The 14549-nt window shown below is 67.1% G+C and carries 10 protein-coding genes and 1 riboswitch; of the genes, 5 read left to right on the top strand and 5 right to left on the bottom strand.

Going from position 1 to position 14549, the window contains the following annotated elements; all coding sequences use genetic code 11:
• The first annotated feature begins 185 nt into the window (after positions 1 to 185).
• Together secA and N7367_RS13745 are read left to right on the top strand one after the other, a co-directional pair.
• Positions 186 to 2918: a preprotein translocase subunit SecA gene (secA, locus tag N7367_RS13740; RefSeq protein ID WP_279942590.1), complete on the top strand. Its 2733-nt coding sequence runs from the start codon at positions 186 to 188 to the stop codon at positions 2916 to 2918.
• 102 nt (positions 2919 to 3020) lie between these two features.
• On the top strand, positions 3021 to 3974 hold the full coding sequence (locus N7367_RS13745) for a Nudix family hydrolase (RefSeq protein WP_053516444.1): 954 nt from the start codon (positions 3021 to 3023) through the stop codon (positions 3972 to 3974).
• Between the two features lie 70 nt (positions 3975 to 4044).
• Here N7367_RS13745 and N7367_RS13750 read toward each other — a convergent pair whose 3' ends face one another.
• Entirely contained in the window at positions 4045 to 4623 is a 579-nt protein-coding gene (locus tag N7367_RS13750; RefSeq protein WP_111186308.1) for a DUF4124 domain-containing protein, read from the bottom strand.
• Positions 4624 to 4663: 40 nt separating this feature from the next.
• Entirely contained in the window at positions 4664 to 5491 is an 828-nt protein-coding gene (metF, locus tag N7367_RS13755) for a methylenetetrahydrofolate reductase [NAD(P)H] (RefSeq protein WP_053516480.1), read from the bottom strand.
• Between the two features lie 138 nt (positions 5492 to 5629).
• Here metF and N7367_RS13760 point away from each other — a divergent pair, with 138 nt between their 5' ends.
• Entirely contained in the window at positions 5630 to 6187 is a 558-nt protein-coding gene (locus N7367_RS13760) for a DUF3228 family protein (RefSeq protein WP_065175850.1), read from the top strand.
• A gap of 26 nt (positions 6188 to 6213) precedes the next feature.
• Here N7367_RS13760 and N7367_RS13765 read toward each other — a convergent pair whose 3' ends face one another.
• From N7367_RS13765 to ahcY, 3 genes are all read right to left on the bottom strand, one after another.
• The gene (locus N7367_RS13765; RefSeq protein WP_279942591.1) at positions 6214 to 6699 is read right to left on the bottom strand and encodes a hypothetical protein; all 486 of its coding nucleotides are present in this window, start codon (positions 6697 to 6699) and stop codon (positions 6214 to 6216) included.
• Positions 6699 to 7172: a Cys-tRNA(Pro) deacylase gene (ybaK, locus tag N7367_RS13770; RefSeq protein ID WP_279942592.1), complete on the bottom strand. Its 474-nt coding sequence runs from the start codon at positions 7170 to 7172 to the stop codon at positions 6699 to 6701. The genes N7367_RS13765 and ybaK overlap by 1 nt, the downstream gene beginning before the upstream one ends.
• A 286-nt stretch (positions 7173 to 7458) precedes the next feature.
• Positions 7459 to 8904, bottom strand: coding sequence for an adenosylhomocysteinase (ahcY, locus tag N7367_RS13775; RefSeq protein WP_065182797.1), 1446 nt, complete (start codon positions 8902 to 8904; stop codon positions 7459 to 7461).
• A 36-nt stretch (positions 8905 to 8940) separates the two neighbouring features.
• Positions 8941 to 9024, bottom strand: a riboswitch (S-adenosyl-L-homocysteine riboswitch).
• Positions 9025 to 9142: 118 nt separating this feature from the next.
• Between ahcY and N7367_RS13780 the strand changes: the two genes are divergently transcribed.
• Together N7367_RS13780 and ppc are read left to right on the top strand one after the other, a co-directional pair.
• Positions 9143 to 11659: a prolyl oligopeptidase family serine peptidase gene (locus tag N7367_RS13780; RefSeq protein WP_279942593.1), complete on the top strand. Its 2517-nt coding sequence runs from the start codon at positions 9143 to 9145 to the stop codon at positions 11657 to 11659.
• Between the two features lie 169 nt (positions 11660 to 11828).
• Positions 11829 to 14540: a phosphoenolpyruvate carboxylase gene (gene ppc, locus N7367_RS13785; RefSeq protein WP_279942603.1), complete on the top strand. Its 2712-nt coding sequence runs from the start codon at positions 11829 to 11831 to the stop codon at positions 14538 to 14540.
• Positions 14541 to 14549: the final 9 nt, after the last annotated feature.

Genomic DNA, 14549 nt, shown 5'->3' on the forward strand with positions numbered 1-14549 from the left:
TGATCAACCCCGGTTTGCCGGATCCGGGCCGATCACGCCGCACGGGACGCTTGAAACCCCTCCCGGCCGTCCCAAGCTACAATGGGTGTTGCCATCGACAGGGCGCCAAGCGCCCTGTTTCGTTTGCGGCGGACGGATTCCCCAGGGAAGGCCGGGCGTCGTGTCCATCCAACCCGGTTCCTTCAATGATCAACAGCCTGCTTACCCGCGTATTTGGCAGTCGTAACGAACGACAGCTGCGCCAGCTCAACCGCATCGTCGCCAAGATCAATGCGCTGGAGCCGGAGATCGAGAAGCTTTCCGACGAGCAGCTGCAGGCCAAGACGCCGGAGTTCAAGCAGCGCATCGCCGGCGGTGAGGCCCTGGACAAGGTCCTGCCGGAAGCATTCGCGGTCTGCCGCGAAGCCGGTCGCCGCGTGCTCGGCATGCGCCACTACGACGTGCAGCTGATCGGCGGCATGGTCCTGCACCTGGGCAAGATCGCCGAAATGCGTACCGGTGAAGGCAAGACCCTGGTGGCCACGCTGCCGGTGTACCTCAACGCGCTGGAAGGCAAGGGCGTGCACGTGGTCACCGTGAACGACTACCTGGCCCGCCGCGATGCCGCGCAGATGGGCAAGCTGTACAACTGGCTGGGCCTGAGCGTGGGCGTGGTGTATCCGGGCATGCCGCACAGCGACAAGCGCGAAGCCTATTCCGCCGACATCACCTACGGCACCAACAACGAATTCGGTTTCGACTACCTGCGCGACAACATGGCGCTGTCCAAGGCCGATCGCTATCAGCGCGGCCTGCACTACGCCATCGTCGACGAAGTCGACTCCATCCTGATCGACGAAGCACGCACCCCGCTGATCATCTCCGGCCCGGCCGACGATTCCCCGGAGCTGTACATCCGCGTCAACCGCATCGTGCCGAACCTGGTCAAGCAGGAAGTGGAAGACGGCGAGGGCGACTTCTGGGTCGACGAGAAGGGCAAGCAGGTGCACTTGTCCGAAGCGGGCATGGAGCACGCCGAACAGCTGCTGGTCGAGGCCGGCATCCTCAACGGCGACACCGAAGGCCTTTACGCGGCGCAGAACCTGACCGTGGTCCACCACCTCAACGCCGCCCTGCGCGCGCACGCCATCTACCAGCGTGACGTGGACTACATCGTGCGCGATGGTGAAGTGGTGATCGTGGACGAGTTCACCGGCCGTACCCTGGCCGGTCGCCGCTGGTCCGACGGCCTGCACCAGGCGGTGGAGGCGAAGGAAGGCGTGCCGGTGCAGCGTGAGAACCAGACGCTGGCCAGCATTACCTTCCAGAACCTGTTCCGCATGTACAAGAAGCTGTCCGGCATGACCGGTACGGCCGATACCGAAGCATTCGAGTTCCAGAGCATCTACGGCCTGGAAGTGGTGGTGATCCCGACCAACCGCCCGACCATCCGCAAGGACAGCCCGGACCAGGTGTTCCTCAACCGCAAGGGCAAGTTCAACGCGGTGCTGGCCGACATCGAGGAATGCGCCAAGCGCGGCCAGCCGGTGCTGGTCGGTACCACCTCGATCGAAACCTCGGAAATGCTGTCCGAGCACCTGCGCAAGGCGGGCGTGAAGCACGAAGTGCTCAACGCCAAGCAGCATGACCGCGAAGCGACCATCGTCGCCAATGCCGGTCGTCCCGGCGCGGTGACCATCGCCACCAACATGGCCGGTCGTGGTACCGACATCGTGCTCGGTGGTTCGCTGGAAGCCGAGCTGCATGCGCTGGGCGAAGATGCCACCGATGAACAGAAGGCGGCGATCAAGGCCGACTGGCAGCAGCGCCACGAAGCAGTGAAGGCGGCAGGCGGCCTGCACATCGTCGGCACCGAGCGCCATGAATCGCGTCGTATCGACAATCAGCTGCGTGGCCGTTCGGGCCGCCAGGGCGACCCGGGTTCGTCCCGCTTCTACCTGTCGCTGGAAGACAACCTGATGCGCATCTTCGCCTCCGACTGGGTGCAGAAGGCCATGCGCATGATGGGCATGAAGGAAGACGACGTCATCGAAGACCGCCTGGTCAGCCGCCAGATCGAGAAGGCGCAGCGCAAGGTCGAGGCCCACAACTTCGACATCCGCAAGAACCTGCTGGACTTCGACGACGTCAACAACGACCAGCGCAAGGTCATCTACGCCCAGCGCGATGAACTGCTGGACGCCGAATCGGTGAAGGAGAACGTCGATGGCATCCGCGACGACGTCGTCTTCGACATCGTTGCGCGCTTCGTGCCGCCGAACTCGGTGGACGAGCAGTGGGACCTGCGTGGCCTGGAAGCGACCCTGGAGTCGGAGTTCGGCATGCAGATGTCGCTGACCGACCTGGTCAAGTCGCACGAGGAACTGGACGCCGAAACCATCGCCGCCAAGGTGCAAGAGCGCGTCAACCAGCACTTCGCCGAGAAGGAAGCCAGCGTCGGCGACGAGACCATGCGCGCGCTGGAAAAGCACGTGATGCTGACCGTGCTGGACCAGAGCTGGAAGGAGCACCTGGCACGCATGGACTACCTGCGCCAGGGCATCTACCTGCGGGGTTACGCGCAGAAGCAGCCGAAGCAGGAGTACAAGAAGGAAGCCTTCGAGCTGTTCTCGGACATGCTGGAGAACGTCAAGCGCGAAGTGGTGACCCTGCTCGCCCGCGTGCGCATCCGCAGCGACGAGGAAGTGCAGGCACTGGAAGCGGCCGAGCGCCAGCAGGTCGAGGCACGCCTGCGCCAGTCGCAGTTCCAGCACCAGGACGCCGGCGGCTACAGCGCCGACGAGGAAGCGGCGCAGGTGCAGGCCGCGCAGCAGGGCGTGGCCCAGGTGCAGCGCGAAGAAGCCAAGATCGGCCGCAACGATCCGTGCCCGTGCGGCAGTGGCAAGAAGTACAAGCACTGCCACGGCCAGCTGAGCTGACCGGCCAGAGAGCCCCGCGAAAGCGGGGCTCTCCCGTTCTGGGGCAGGAAAGTACGCGATCCGCGATTGCGCCGGTCCCCCTGTTGTAGGCATGCTCCCTGCATGCCTTCCCCCACCCGATCGATCCATGTCGTGGCGGCCGTCATCACCGACGCCCGTGGCCGCGTGCTGCTCAACCGTCGTACCGAGAACCGCGACATGGCCGGCCTGTGGGAGTTCCCCGGCGGCAAGCGCGAAGCGGGCGAAACCTCCGCGCAGGCCCTCGTGCGTGAACTGCGCGAGGAACTGGGCATCGAAGCCGAGGTCGGCGACTGGATCATGGACGTGCCACAGCGGTACCCGGACAAGCACCTGACGCTGGAAGTGCGGCACGTCCGCAGCTGGAAGGGCACGCCGCGCGGTCGCGAAGGCCAGGCCATCACCTGGGTCGCGCAGGACAAGCTCGGACGCTACTCGATGCCGCCGGCCGACCTGCCGGTGGTGGCGGCACTGCGCGAGCCCGACTGCTATCTGGTCACCCCTGCACCGGGTGAGGACGAGGCCGGTCAACGGCAGTGGCAGGAACGGCTGCAGCGCGCGGTCAGTGGCGGCCAGCAGCGTATCCAGCTGCGCCTGCCGCTGCAGCATCCTCGCCGTCAGGCCCTGATCGAGCAGGCGCTGCGTGCGCACCGGCGCGGGGTGCAGTGGCTGCTGAACCGCGATATCGAACTGGCGCGCTCGCTGGGTGTCGGCGTGCATCTGGGCAGCGAACAGCTGTTGTCCCTGCAGGCGCGACCGTTGCCGGATGGGCAGCTGGTGGGAGCCTCCTGCCACGATCTTGAGCAGCTGCAGGCCGCACAACGGCTGGGATGCGACTTCGCCGTGCTTGGGCCGGTGCAGGCGACCGCCAGCCATCCCGAGGCAACGCCGCTGGGCTGGGATGCGTTTGCCGCCCTGCGTGCACAGGTATCGCTGCCCATCTACGCGCTGGGTGGGATGGCACGCGGCCAGGTCGCTGAGGCGCGCCGCCATGGTGGGCAGGGCATCGCCGCCATCCGCAGCCTGTGGCCGGAGTAGAGCACGCTCGCGGGGTCAGATCCCCGCGCAGCCGGGCTCTGACCCCATTGCCGGGATCGGACCCCACCGGTCACAAGGTGATCCAGAAACAGCCGTACTGACGTCGCAGTCCCAGCACGGTCGCGGCGCGGGTGGCGCTGCCAGGCAGCGTCTGCTCAAGCCGCAGGCCTACGGGATGGCGCGACGTGGAGGGCTCGGTCGCGGATCCGGCCAGTGCAGGATCCTCGTCCTGGAGAAGGGCCTGTGCCTGCTGCGGATAGACCGGCACGACGTCCACCAGTGGCCGCCGCGCCAGCGACTCCAGCTGGCCGAGGATGCGCTGCGCGCCCGCGTCGGACACCGCCCCCCAGAGATAGAGTGAGGACAAGCGGTTCACGTCGTTGCCGGTGATGCCGGTGCGCAGGGCCTGTACCAGCTCGCTCAGGCGGCGCGGGCAGCGCGCCCCCAGCGAGTCCTGCGGCAGGTGGTTACCGGCAGGAGCGGGAGGTGGCAGCCGTGATCGCGCGCCGATGCTGTCGCAGGGTCGGTCGGTGTAGACGCTCTGGCCCTGTGCATCGGTGCAGCGGTTCAGGCGCGAGGCCTGGCCGTGGGCAACGCCGGGCGCAGCGGACAGCAGCAGCGGCAGCAGCAGGAGTGAAATGGATCTCATCGACGCAGGGTAGCGCCGAATGCACGCGTGCAGCGTGCTTTCAGCCCTGCAGCAGTTTCAACACGGCCGTTGTCGGCTTGGCCAGGTTCAGCGTGTAGAAGTGCAGGCCCGGCGCGCCGCCTTCGATCAGGCGCTGGCACAGCTTGGCCACCACTTCGGCGCCGAATGCACGCACCGATGCCGCGTCATCGCCGTAGGCCTGCATCTTGCGGCCGATCCAGCGCGGGATCTCGGCGCCGCATTGCTCGGAGAAGCGGCGCAGCTGGCTGAAGTTGGCGATCGGCATGATGCCGGGCGTGATCGGCACGTCCACGCCAAGCCGGCGCACTTCATCCACGAAGTGGAAGTAGGCGTCGGGGTTGAAGAAGTACTGGGTGATCGCCGCGTCGGCGCCGGCATCGATCTTGGCCTTGAAGTGCTTCAGGTCGGCCAGGGCATCGGAGGCCTGCGGGTGTGTTTCGGGATAGGCGCCGACCTCGATGCGGAAGGCATTGCCATGTTCGGCACGGATGAAGGCGATCAGTTCGGCGGCGTAGCGCAGGTCGCCAGGAAAGCCCATGCCCGAGGGCAGGTCACCGCGCAGTGCGACCAGCCGGCGGCAGCCGATCGCGCGGTACAGCTTGAGCAGTTCGCGGATTTCCTGGCGGGTGCCGCCGACGCAGGAGAGGTGAGGCGCCGCCTCGAAGCCGTGGTGCTGGTTGAGATGGCGCACGGTCTCGGAGGTGTAGCTCAGGGTCGAGCCACCGGCGCCGAACGTACAGGACACGTACTCGGGCGCGTAGTCCTTCAGCTTCGCCGCGGCACGGTCGAGCTGGCTGCGCTGTTCGTCGGTCTTGGGCGGATAGAACTCGAAGCTGATGGCGGTCATGGCACGGGCGATGGCGGCGGGTGCGAACCAGTATATCGCTTCATCAAGATGGATGTGCAATGAATGTGTGAAGCGCCTGCCGCGAAGGGGGAAGGGCGGGTACCCTGTGCCACTGAATCCCTGATCACGCCGCACACCATGTCCATCGTCCTTACCGATTTCGCCCGTCCCCGCCTGTTCCCGCGCGTGCCGCGCGGCAACACCATCCAGGACTGCACTGCCGAGCAGTTCGAGGCGTATCTCAACGCACACGCACCGCTGAAGGTGCTCGACGGCTACGCGCCGTTCTGCAAGCTGTTCGTCTACGAGAACTGGACCAGCACGCGCTGCCTGACCGTGCCGGTCACCGATGCCAACCGCCACCTGCTGCGCAGCGGCTACGAAGCGCGCAACCGCGATGAGCTGCCGGTGCTGGTGCGTTGGTTCGAAGGCGTCGAATCGCCGCGTGCGAACTACCTGGTGGTGATCCTGTACAGCGCTGAGCAGCTGGCCAAAGAGGGCTCACCGATCGATGCGGACTGGGGCATCGTCGGTTGCATCTACACCGCCGAACCGGAAGAAGTGCCGATGGCGCCGATCACGATGATGCGCAATGCGCTCGGTGTGGAGGAGGGGGGTTCCGGCGTGCCGCTGGACCGTGAGGCCTACCAGCGTTCGGTGGCGTTCTGGGAGAACAACGCCAACTGGCGGCCGTAAGCCCGGTCACGTGGGTCCGGCCGCGCTCAGCCGGAAAGCCATTCCCACCACGGGTAATGGTATTCGCGGTCGATTGCCTGCCAGTGCTGGCCGCAGTGTGCACAGGCGACCGTGTGGCAATCGCCCCAACCATCTTCGGCCTCCTGCAACGAGAGCAGCTGCATGTGGCCCTGTTCGATCAGGCGCCGGGGATCGAAGAACGGGTAGGTGGGGTTGAGCGCGCACAGGCAACCCTCGCGCGCCTGCCAGTAGCGCAATCGTCGCAGCGCCGCCTTCAGGTGCGCCTGGTTGCTGACCAGCATGCCGCCGAGTTCGATGGGCTCGCAGCGTCGCTCGATCAGGTCGGCGTGCGATGCCAGGGCCTCCAGCGAGGAGGGGGTGAACAACCGCGCAACCGTGCGCGCGGCGTCGGTGATGCGGCTGGCGTCGCGCGACAGCAGATCCTGCAGCAGCACGTCGGCCTGGGCATCGTCGAGCCGGGGTATCGGCGCTGCGGACCACGGCCAGCGCATCAGCGGGCCTTGCCGATGGCGGCGTAATGGCCGGCAGTAAGGCGCAGCAGGTCGGCCGGCGCCAGTTCCACTTCCAGTCCACGACGCCCGGCGCTGACATGCAGGCTGGGCAATACCTGCGCACTGGCATCCAGGAACGTGCGCAGGCGCTTCTTCTGCCCAAGCGGGCTGATGCCACCGACCACGTAGCCGGTGGCGCGCTGGGCGGCGTCGGCAGCGGCCATCTCACACTTCCGGCAGCCGGCTGCTTCCGCCAACGCCTTCAGGTCCAACTGGCCGGCCACCGGCACGATCGCCACCAGCAGCTCGTGGGTTTCGGTGCCGGCCAGCAGGGTCTTGAATACCTGTGCCGGGTTGAGGCCCAGCTTGTCGACGGCCTCGCCACCATACGACTCGGCGTGGGCATCGTGCACGTAGCTGCGTACGGTGTGGGCGATCTTCTCGCGCTTGAGCAGGGTGATGGCCGGAGTCATGGGTGCATCGTAGCGTGGGGCGACGCGGCTGCCTTGACCGAGGCTGTTGCCGTGATCTGGTAGCGCCGGGCCATGCCCGGCGGGTGCAGGGCGCCTGCTCATCGACACGCAGGCAATACGATCTCCACGCCACCGGGCATGGCCCGGCGCTACCGGGATGCTCGTGGGCTGGCGCTAGCGGCGTGCCTGACGCAGAACGGGCGCCCGAAGGCGCCCGTTCTTTCTGTTTCCGTTGCTGGGGCCGGGGCCCTTTCCTGCGGAAAGGGAACCGACCCCGGGCGCGGCATCAGTAGCGGTAGTGGTCCGGCTTGAACGGGCCTTCCACCGGCACGCCGATGTAGTCGGCCTGTTCCTGGGTCAGGGTGGTCAGCTTCACGCCGATCTTCTCCAGGTGCAGGCGTGCCACTTCCTCGTCCAGCTTCTTCGGCAGCAGGTAGACCTTCTTCTCGTAGCTGTCCTTGTTCGCCCACAGGTCGATCTGTGCCAGGGTCTGGTTGGCGAAGCTGTTGGACATCACGAAGCTCGGGTGGCCGGTGGCACAGCCCAGGTTCACCAGGCGGCCCTCGGCCAGCAGGAAGATCGCATTGCCGTTCGGGAAGACGTACTTGTCGACCTGCGGCTTGATGTTCACGTGCTTGATGCCCGGGTAGGACACCAGCGCATCGACCTGGATCTCGTTGTCGAAGTGGCCGATGTTGCAGACGATGGCCTGGTCCTTCATCGCGCTCAGGTGCTCGATGCGGATGATGTCCTTGTTGCCGGTGGTGGTGACGTACAGGTCGGCACGGCCCAGGGTCGATTCGATGGTGTTGACTTCATAGCCTTCCATCGCTGCCTGCAGGGCGCAGATCGGATCGATTTCGGTCACGACCACGCGTGCGCCGTAGGCACGCAGCGAGGCGGCGCAGCCCTTGCCGACGTCACCGTAACCGCAGACCACGGCCAGCTTCCCGGCCAGCATCACGTCCATGGCACGCTTCAGGCCATCGGCCAGCGACTCGCGGCAGCCGTACAGGTTGTCGAACTTGCTCTTGGTGACCGAATCGTTGACGTTGATCGCCGGAATCAGCAGGGTGCCGGCCTGGGCCAGCTGGTACAGGCGGTGCACGCCGGTGGTGGTCTCTTCGGAGACGCCCTTCCAGTCCTTGACCACGCGGCCCCAGTAACCCGGGCGCTCCTTGGCCACGCGCTTGAGCAGGTTCTTGATGACCTGTTCCTCGTGCGAGGAGGAGGCGGTGTTGACCCAGTCGCTGCCGTTTTCCAGCTCGTAGCCCTTGTGGATCAGCAGGGTGACGTCGCCACCGTCATCGACCACCAGCTCCGGACCGGTCAGGGTGCCGTCGGCCAGGGTGAAGGTCAGCGCGTCCAGGGTGCAGTCCCAGTACTCTTCCAGGGTCTCGCCCTTCCAGGCGAACACCGGGGTGCCGGTGGCGGCGATGGCCGCAGCCGCATGGTCCTGGGTCGAGAAGATGTTGCACGAGGCCCAGCGCACGTCGGCGCCGATGTCCTTCAGCGTTTCGATCAGCACCGCGGTCTGGATGGTCATGTGCAGCGAGCCGGTCACGCGCACGCCCTTCAGCGGCAGCTCGGCCTGGTACTTGCGGCGGATCGACATCAGGCCCGGCATTTCATGCTCGGCGATGTCCAGTTCCTTGCGGCCCCAGTCGGCCAGGGTGATGTCGCGGATCTTGTAATCGCCTTCGGTGGAGAAGGTCTTGGCAACAGCGTTCATGCAGTAGCTCCGGTTGTGGGCGAGCGGGTGCTCGCATCTAGCCGGGCGCCGTTGTTACAGAGCCACCTCACCGAGCCTGGCCGGCCTCATGGGGGTCCGGTCGCAGCGCCCCTCGGGAGGGGAGAACGGCCATTATATCGCGCGCCCGGTGTTTCATCGGCGTGACCCAACCATCGGCAGATGGGCGCCTGTGCACGGACTGTTAAGGTCGGGTTTTAACGCACCCTCAGGTGGAACGATGAGCACGCATGTACGCCGCAACCGGCGCTTGACCGGCCTGGTCCTGTCCATGGCCCTGTTGGCGGTGGCCCCGCTGGCCTGGGCGGCAGCGCCGCAGCCTGCGGCGGCCCAGGCCCAGGGGGCAAACGGCTACGAGCTGCCCTCGGCCGAGCTGCAGGCGGTGGTCGACGCCCCGCGTGCGCCCTCGCTGTACCTGTCGCCGCGCCGCGATGTGGCCGCGCTGATGCAGATGCCGTCGCTGCCGTCGATCCAGGTGGTGGCCCAGCCGGAACTGAAGCTGGCAGGCCTGCGCATCAACCCGCGCACGTTCTCCGACAGCCGTTTCAGCTTCGGCGAGAAGCTGTGGCTGATGAGCGTGGCCGACGGCAGGGAGCGGCAGATCAGCGGCCTGCCGGGCACGCTGTCGATTGCCAGCCTGGCATGGTCGCCGGACCAGAAGTGGCTGGCCTTCAATCAGGTGGACGCCGCCAGCGGCGCCAACGAACTATGGCTGGTGGATGTGGCCGCCGGCAGCGCCCGTCGCCTGGTCGCCGGCCTGAACACGGTGATCGGCAGCGGCTACCAGTGGCTGCCGGACAGCCGTGGTCTGGTGGTGTTCACCCGCCCGGCCAACCTCGGCGCCGCCCCGGCCGCCGACGGCATTCCCACCGGCCCCGCCGTGCAGCAGACCAGCCAGGGCGGCGGCGTGGTGTCGATCCGTACCTATCAGGACCTGCTGAAGAACGAGGCCGACGCGCGCCAGTTCGACTACTACGCCACCACCCAGCCGATGGAAGTCAGCCTGGATGGCCGCACCCGCGCGATCGGCGCGGCGGGCATCTTCATGGGCTTCTCGGTGTCGCCGGATGGCCGCTTCGTGCTGCGCCAGCCGGTGCAGCGGCCGTACTCCTATGTGGTGCCGGTCAGCAGCTTCCCGCGCCGCATTGAAGTGATCGACCGTGCCAGCGGCCAACTGGTGCACACCGTGGCCGTGCGCCCGCTGGTGGAAGGCCTGCCGACCGGCAACGACGCCGAAGTGACCGGCGTGCGCGACATCAGCTGGCGCGGCGATGCCGATGCCACACTGGTCTGGGCCGAAGCCCAGGACGGTGGTGATCCGAACCGCGACGCCAAGGTGCGCGACGCGGTGCTGATGCAGGCCGCCCCGTTCGACAGGCCGCCGGTGACGCTGGCCCAGCTCGGCAGCCGTCTGGCCGGCATCAGCTGGGGCCGTGGCGACCTGGCCCTGCTCACCGAGTCGTGGTGGAAGACCCGCAGGACCAAGACCTGGTTGATTGCCCCGGACAACGCCGGTGCCGAGCCGCGCCTGCTGTGGGATCGTGATGCGCAGGACCGCTATTCCGATCCTGGCCGGCCCCAGCTGTCCAGCGACGATCGCGGCCGCTCGCTGCTGCAGACCAGCCCCGATGGTGGCAGCCTGTATCTGGTTGGTGCCGGTGCTTCGCCGGAAGGTGACCGTCCGTTCGTGGACCGCTTCGACATCGCCAGCGGAAAGGCCACCCGCCTGTTCCACTCGCAGGCGCCGAACTATTCGGTGCCGGTGGCATTGCTGGACAACCAGGGCAGCTCGCTGCTGCTGAGCCGTGAAAGCCCGGACGAGCCGACCAACTTCCATGTGCAGTCGCTCACCGATGCCGGCGCGGCATCGCGCGCGCTGACCCACTTCCCGCATCCGCTGCCGCAGCTCAAGGGCGTGCAGAAGGAGCAGATCCGCTACAAGCGTGCCGACGGCGTGGACCTCACGGCCACGCTGCTGCTGCCGCCGGGCTACGATCCCACGCGCGACGGCCCGCGCCCGCTGCTGATGTGGGCCTACCCGGGCGAGTTCAAGAGCGCCGCGGCCGCCAGCCAGGTCACCGATTCGCCGTACCGTTTCAACGCGATCAGCTACTGGGGCCCGCAGGCCTTCCTGGCCAAGGGCTATGTGGTGCTGGCAAGTCCTTCGATGCCGATCATCGGCGAGGGCGACAAGGAACCCAACGACACCTATATCGAACAGCTGGTGGCCAATGCCCAGGCTGCGGTGGACGAAGTGGTGCGCCGTGGCGTGACCGACCGCGACCATATCGCCATCGGCGGCCATTCCTACGGTGCGTTCATGACCGCGAACCTGCTTGCGCATACGCGCCTGTTCAAGGCCGGCATCGCCCGCAGTGGTGCCTACAACCGTACGCTGACGCCGTTCGGCTTCCAGGCCGAAGAGCGCAACTACTGGCAGGCGCAGGACGTGTATCAGAAGATGGCGCCGTTCAACTATGCGGACCGGATCAAGGATCCGATCCTGTTCATTCACGGCGTGGATGACAACAATTCCGGCACCTTCCCGATGCAGAGCGAGCGCATGTTCGCCGCGGTGAAGGGACTCGGAGGGACGGCGCGCCTGGTGATGCTGCCGAACGAATCACACGCCTATCGTGCACGCGAATCGATCATGACCATGCTGGCCGAGAGCGAGCGCTGGCTGGAGCAGACCATCGGCCCGGCAGCCTCGGGCAAGGCGAAGAAGAAGCGCTGACACGTGCATGCCGGCGGCCCCTGCGAGGGGGCCGCCCCGACGCGGTTGCATTCCACATCGGCAGCGCTGGCGTTGCATGCAGATGAAACCATTTCTGCATCGCAGCACAGCCCCCGATCTGGGATAGGCTTGGATCCAGGATCCGTTGACCGAGGCCCGTGCGTCGCCGATGAACGAGTACCGCAGCAGCATCGAGTTTGCTTCTCCCGATCTTCCGCTCCGCGATGACGTGCGCCGGCTCGGCGCGCTGGTCGGCGACCTGCTGGTCGAGCAGGTTTCGGCAACCTTCCTCGACGATGTCGAGGATGTGCGCACGCGGGCCATCGCCCGCCGCGAAAACCAGGCGCCGCTGTCGGAGCTGGCCGATGGCCTGGCCGGTCGTACGCCGCAGCAGGCCGAGACGATGGTGCGGGCATTCAGCACCTACTTCCAGGTGGTCAACATTGCCGAGCGCGTGCACCGCATCCGCCGCCGCCGCGACTACCAGCGCGCCGGTACTGCCGCGCCGCAGCCGGATGGCCTGCAGGATGCGCTGCAGCACCTGAAGGCGCAGGGCGTGACGCTGGATGAGTTGGCGCAGTGGCTGCCGCGCATCGATATCGAACCGGTGTTCACTGCGCATCCGACCGAAGCCGTGCGCCGCGCACTGCTGGAGAAAGAGCAGCTGATGGTGGCCAGCCTGGTCGACAACCTCGACGGCCAGCGCACGCCGGGCGAGGCGGCAGCGGATGCTGCACGCTTCCGCATGGCGCTGACCGCTTCCTGGCAGACCACCGACTCCTCGCCGGTGCGGCCGACGGTCGATGACGAGCGCGAGCATGTCGGCTTCTATCTTGTGCAGGTGCTGTACCGGGTGATACCCGTGCTGTACGAATCCCTGCAGCAGGCGCTGCGTGATACCTATGGCGAAGAACTGGCGCTGCCGCGCCTGCTGCGTTTCGGCACATGGGTGGGCGGCGACATGGACGGCAACCCGAACGTGGACGCCCGCACCATCCGCAGCACGCTCGATGCCCAGCGACAGGCAGTGCTGGGGCGCTACCAGAAGGAGCTGCTGCAGCTGGCCAGCCTGCTCAGCCAGTCCACCGAGCGGGTGGGCGTGAGCGATGCGCTGCAGGCGCGCGTGTCGCACTACCAGCAGCTGTTGCCGAAGGTGCAGTCGCGCCCGCGGCACGCCGACATGCCGTACCGGCTGCTCAACGACCGCATGCGTGCGCGCCTGCAGGCCACCCTGGACGATGCAGAGGGAGCCTATGCAGGCCCGGACGAGCTGATCGACGATCTGCAGCTGATCCTCGACAGCCTGCGTGCCAACCGTGGCGAGCATGCCGGCGGATTCGCCGTGCAGCGACTGTTGTGGCGGGTGAAGACGTTCGGCTTCCATCTGGCGCGGCTGGACGTGCGGCAGGAATCGAGCGTGCATGCGCGCGCGCTGGCGGCGGTGCTGGGCGGCGAAGCGGCGTGGGAGGGATTGGATCCATTGGCCCGCGCCGGCCTGCTCGGGCCACACGCCAGCGGCGAGCAGCCGCTGCCGGTGGGCGACGACGAGGGCAACCAGCGACTGGATGCGGTGTTCGCGGCGCTGGCCGACGCGCGCGCGCGGCATGGCAGCGAGGCGCTGGGCAGCTACATCATCTCGATGGCACATGATCGCAGCGATGTGCTGGCCGTGCTGGCGCTGGCGCGCCGTGGCGGATTGGCTGACGAGGACGGCGCGGTGCCGCTGGACATCGCACCGCTGTTCGAGACGGTGGACGATCTCAAGCGCGGTACTGCGACGCTGCGTGACCTGCTGGCCGATCCGGTCTATCGCGCTCATCTGCGGGCACGCGGTGATGTGCAGATGGTGATGCTGGGTTATTCCGACAGCAGCAAGGACGGCGGCATCGCCGCTTCGCGCTGGGGCCTGCAGCGTGCGCAGGTGGAACTGCTGGACGTGGCGGCCGAGGCCGGCATCCGCCTGACCTTCTTCCACGGCCGTGGTGGTTCGATCAGCCGGGGCGGTGGCAAGACCACGCACGCGGTGGACGCGTCGCCACGTGGCAGCATCGATGGTCGCCTGCGCGTGACCGAGCAGGGCGAGGTGATCCACCGCAAGTACGGCATCCGCGCGCTGGCGCTGCGATCGCTCGAGCAGGCCACCGGTGCGGTGCTGCGGGCCAGTCTGCGTCCGCGTGCCGCGGAACCCCGCGAGGAGGGCTGGCGACCGGTGATGGACGTGGTCGCCACGGCCAGCAGCGAGGTCTATCGCGCCTTCGTCGGCCAAGCGGGTTTCATGGATTACTTCCGTACGGCGACGCCGATCGATGTCATCGAGCGGATGACGCTGGGTTCACGGCCGTCGCGTCGTCTCGGCCAGGATGCGGCACTGGGCAACCTGCGTGCGATCCCGTGGGTATTCGCCTGGAGCCAGGCCCGCGCGGTGATTCCCGGCTGGTATGGCGTGGGCAGCGGCCTGCAGGCGGCGGTGGATGCCGGCCATGAACCTGTCCTCCGCGACATGGCGCGCGACTGGCCGTTCTTCCGCACCTTCCTGGACGACATCGCAATGGTGCTGTCCAAGGGCGATATCACCATCGCCGAACAGTTCTCGCGTCTCTCCGGTGACCTGCACGGGCGCTTTTTCCCGCAGATCCAGCACGAACTGGCGCTGACCCGCCGCTGGCTGCTGGCACTGATGGACCAGCAGACCTTGCTGGAGCACGATGCGCGGCTGGCGCTGTCGATCCGCCTGCGCAATCCCTACGTCGATCCGATCAGCGTGCTGCAGGTGGACCTGCTGCAGCGCTGGCGCGCAAGCGGGCGGGAGGACGAAGAACTGCTGCGCGCGCTGGTGGCCTGCGTGAATGGTGTCTCGCAGGGTGTGCAGAACACCGGGTGATCCGCATCC

Source organism: Stenotrophomonas sp. GD04145 (assembly GCF_029835135.1).
Classification (GTDB): domain Bacteria; phylum Pseudomonadota; class Gammaproteobacteria; order Xanthomonadales; family Xanthomonadaceae; genus Stenotrophomonas; species Stenotrophomonas maltophilia_P.

Excerpts from the sequence above, each read along its gene's own strand:
- secA (WP_279942590.1), top strand. The coding sequence starts at position 186 with ATGATCAACAGCCTGCTTACCCGCGTATTTGGCAGTCGTAACGAACGA.
- N7367_RS13745 (WP_053516444.1), top strand. The coding sequence starts at position 3,021 with ATGCCTTCCCCCACCCGATCGATCCATGTCGTGGCGGCCGTCATCACC.
- N7367_RS13750 (WP_111186308.1), bottom strand. The coding sequence starts at position 4,623 with ATGAGATCCATTTCACTCCTGCTGCTGCCGCTGCTGCTGTCCGCTGCG.
- metF (WP_053516480.1), bottom strand. The coding sequence starts at position 5,491 with ATGACCGCCATCAGCTTCGAGTTCTATCCGCCCAAGACCGACGAACAG.
- N7367_RS13760 (WP_065175850.1), top strand. The coding sequence starts at position 5,630 with ATGTCCATCGTCCTTACCGATTTCGCCCGTCCCCGCCTGTTCCCGCGC.
- N7367_RS13765 (WP_279942591.1), bottom strand. The coding sequence starts at position 6,699 with ATGCGCTGGCCGTGGTCCGCAGCGCCGATACCCCGGCTCGACGATGCC.
- ybaK (WP_279942592.1), bottom strand. The coding sequence starts at position 7,172 with ATGACTCCGGCCATCACCCTGCTCAAGCGCGAGAAGATCGCCCACACC.
- ahcY (WP_065182797.1), bottom strand. The coding sequence starts at position 8,904 with ATGAACGCTGTTGCCAAGACCTTCTCCACCGAAGGCGATTACAAGATC.
- N7367_RS13780 (WP_279942593.1), top strand. The coding sequence starts at position 9,143 with ATGAGCACGCATGTACGCCGCAACCGGCGCTTGACCGGCCTGGTCCTG.
- ppc (WP_279942603.1), top strand. The coding sequence starts at position 11,829 with ATGAACGAGTACCGCAGCAGCATCGAGTTTGCTTCTCCCGATCTTCCG.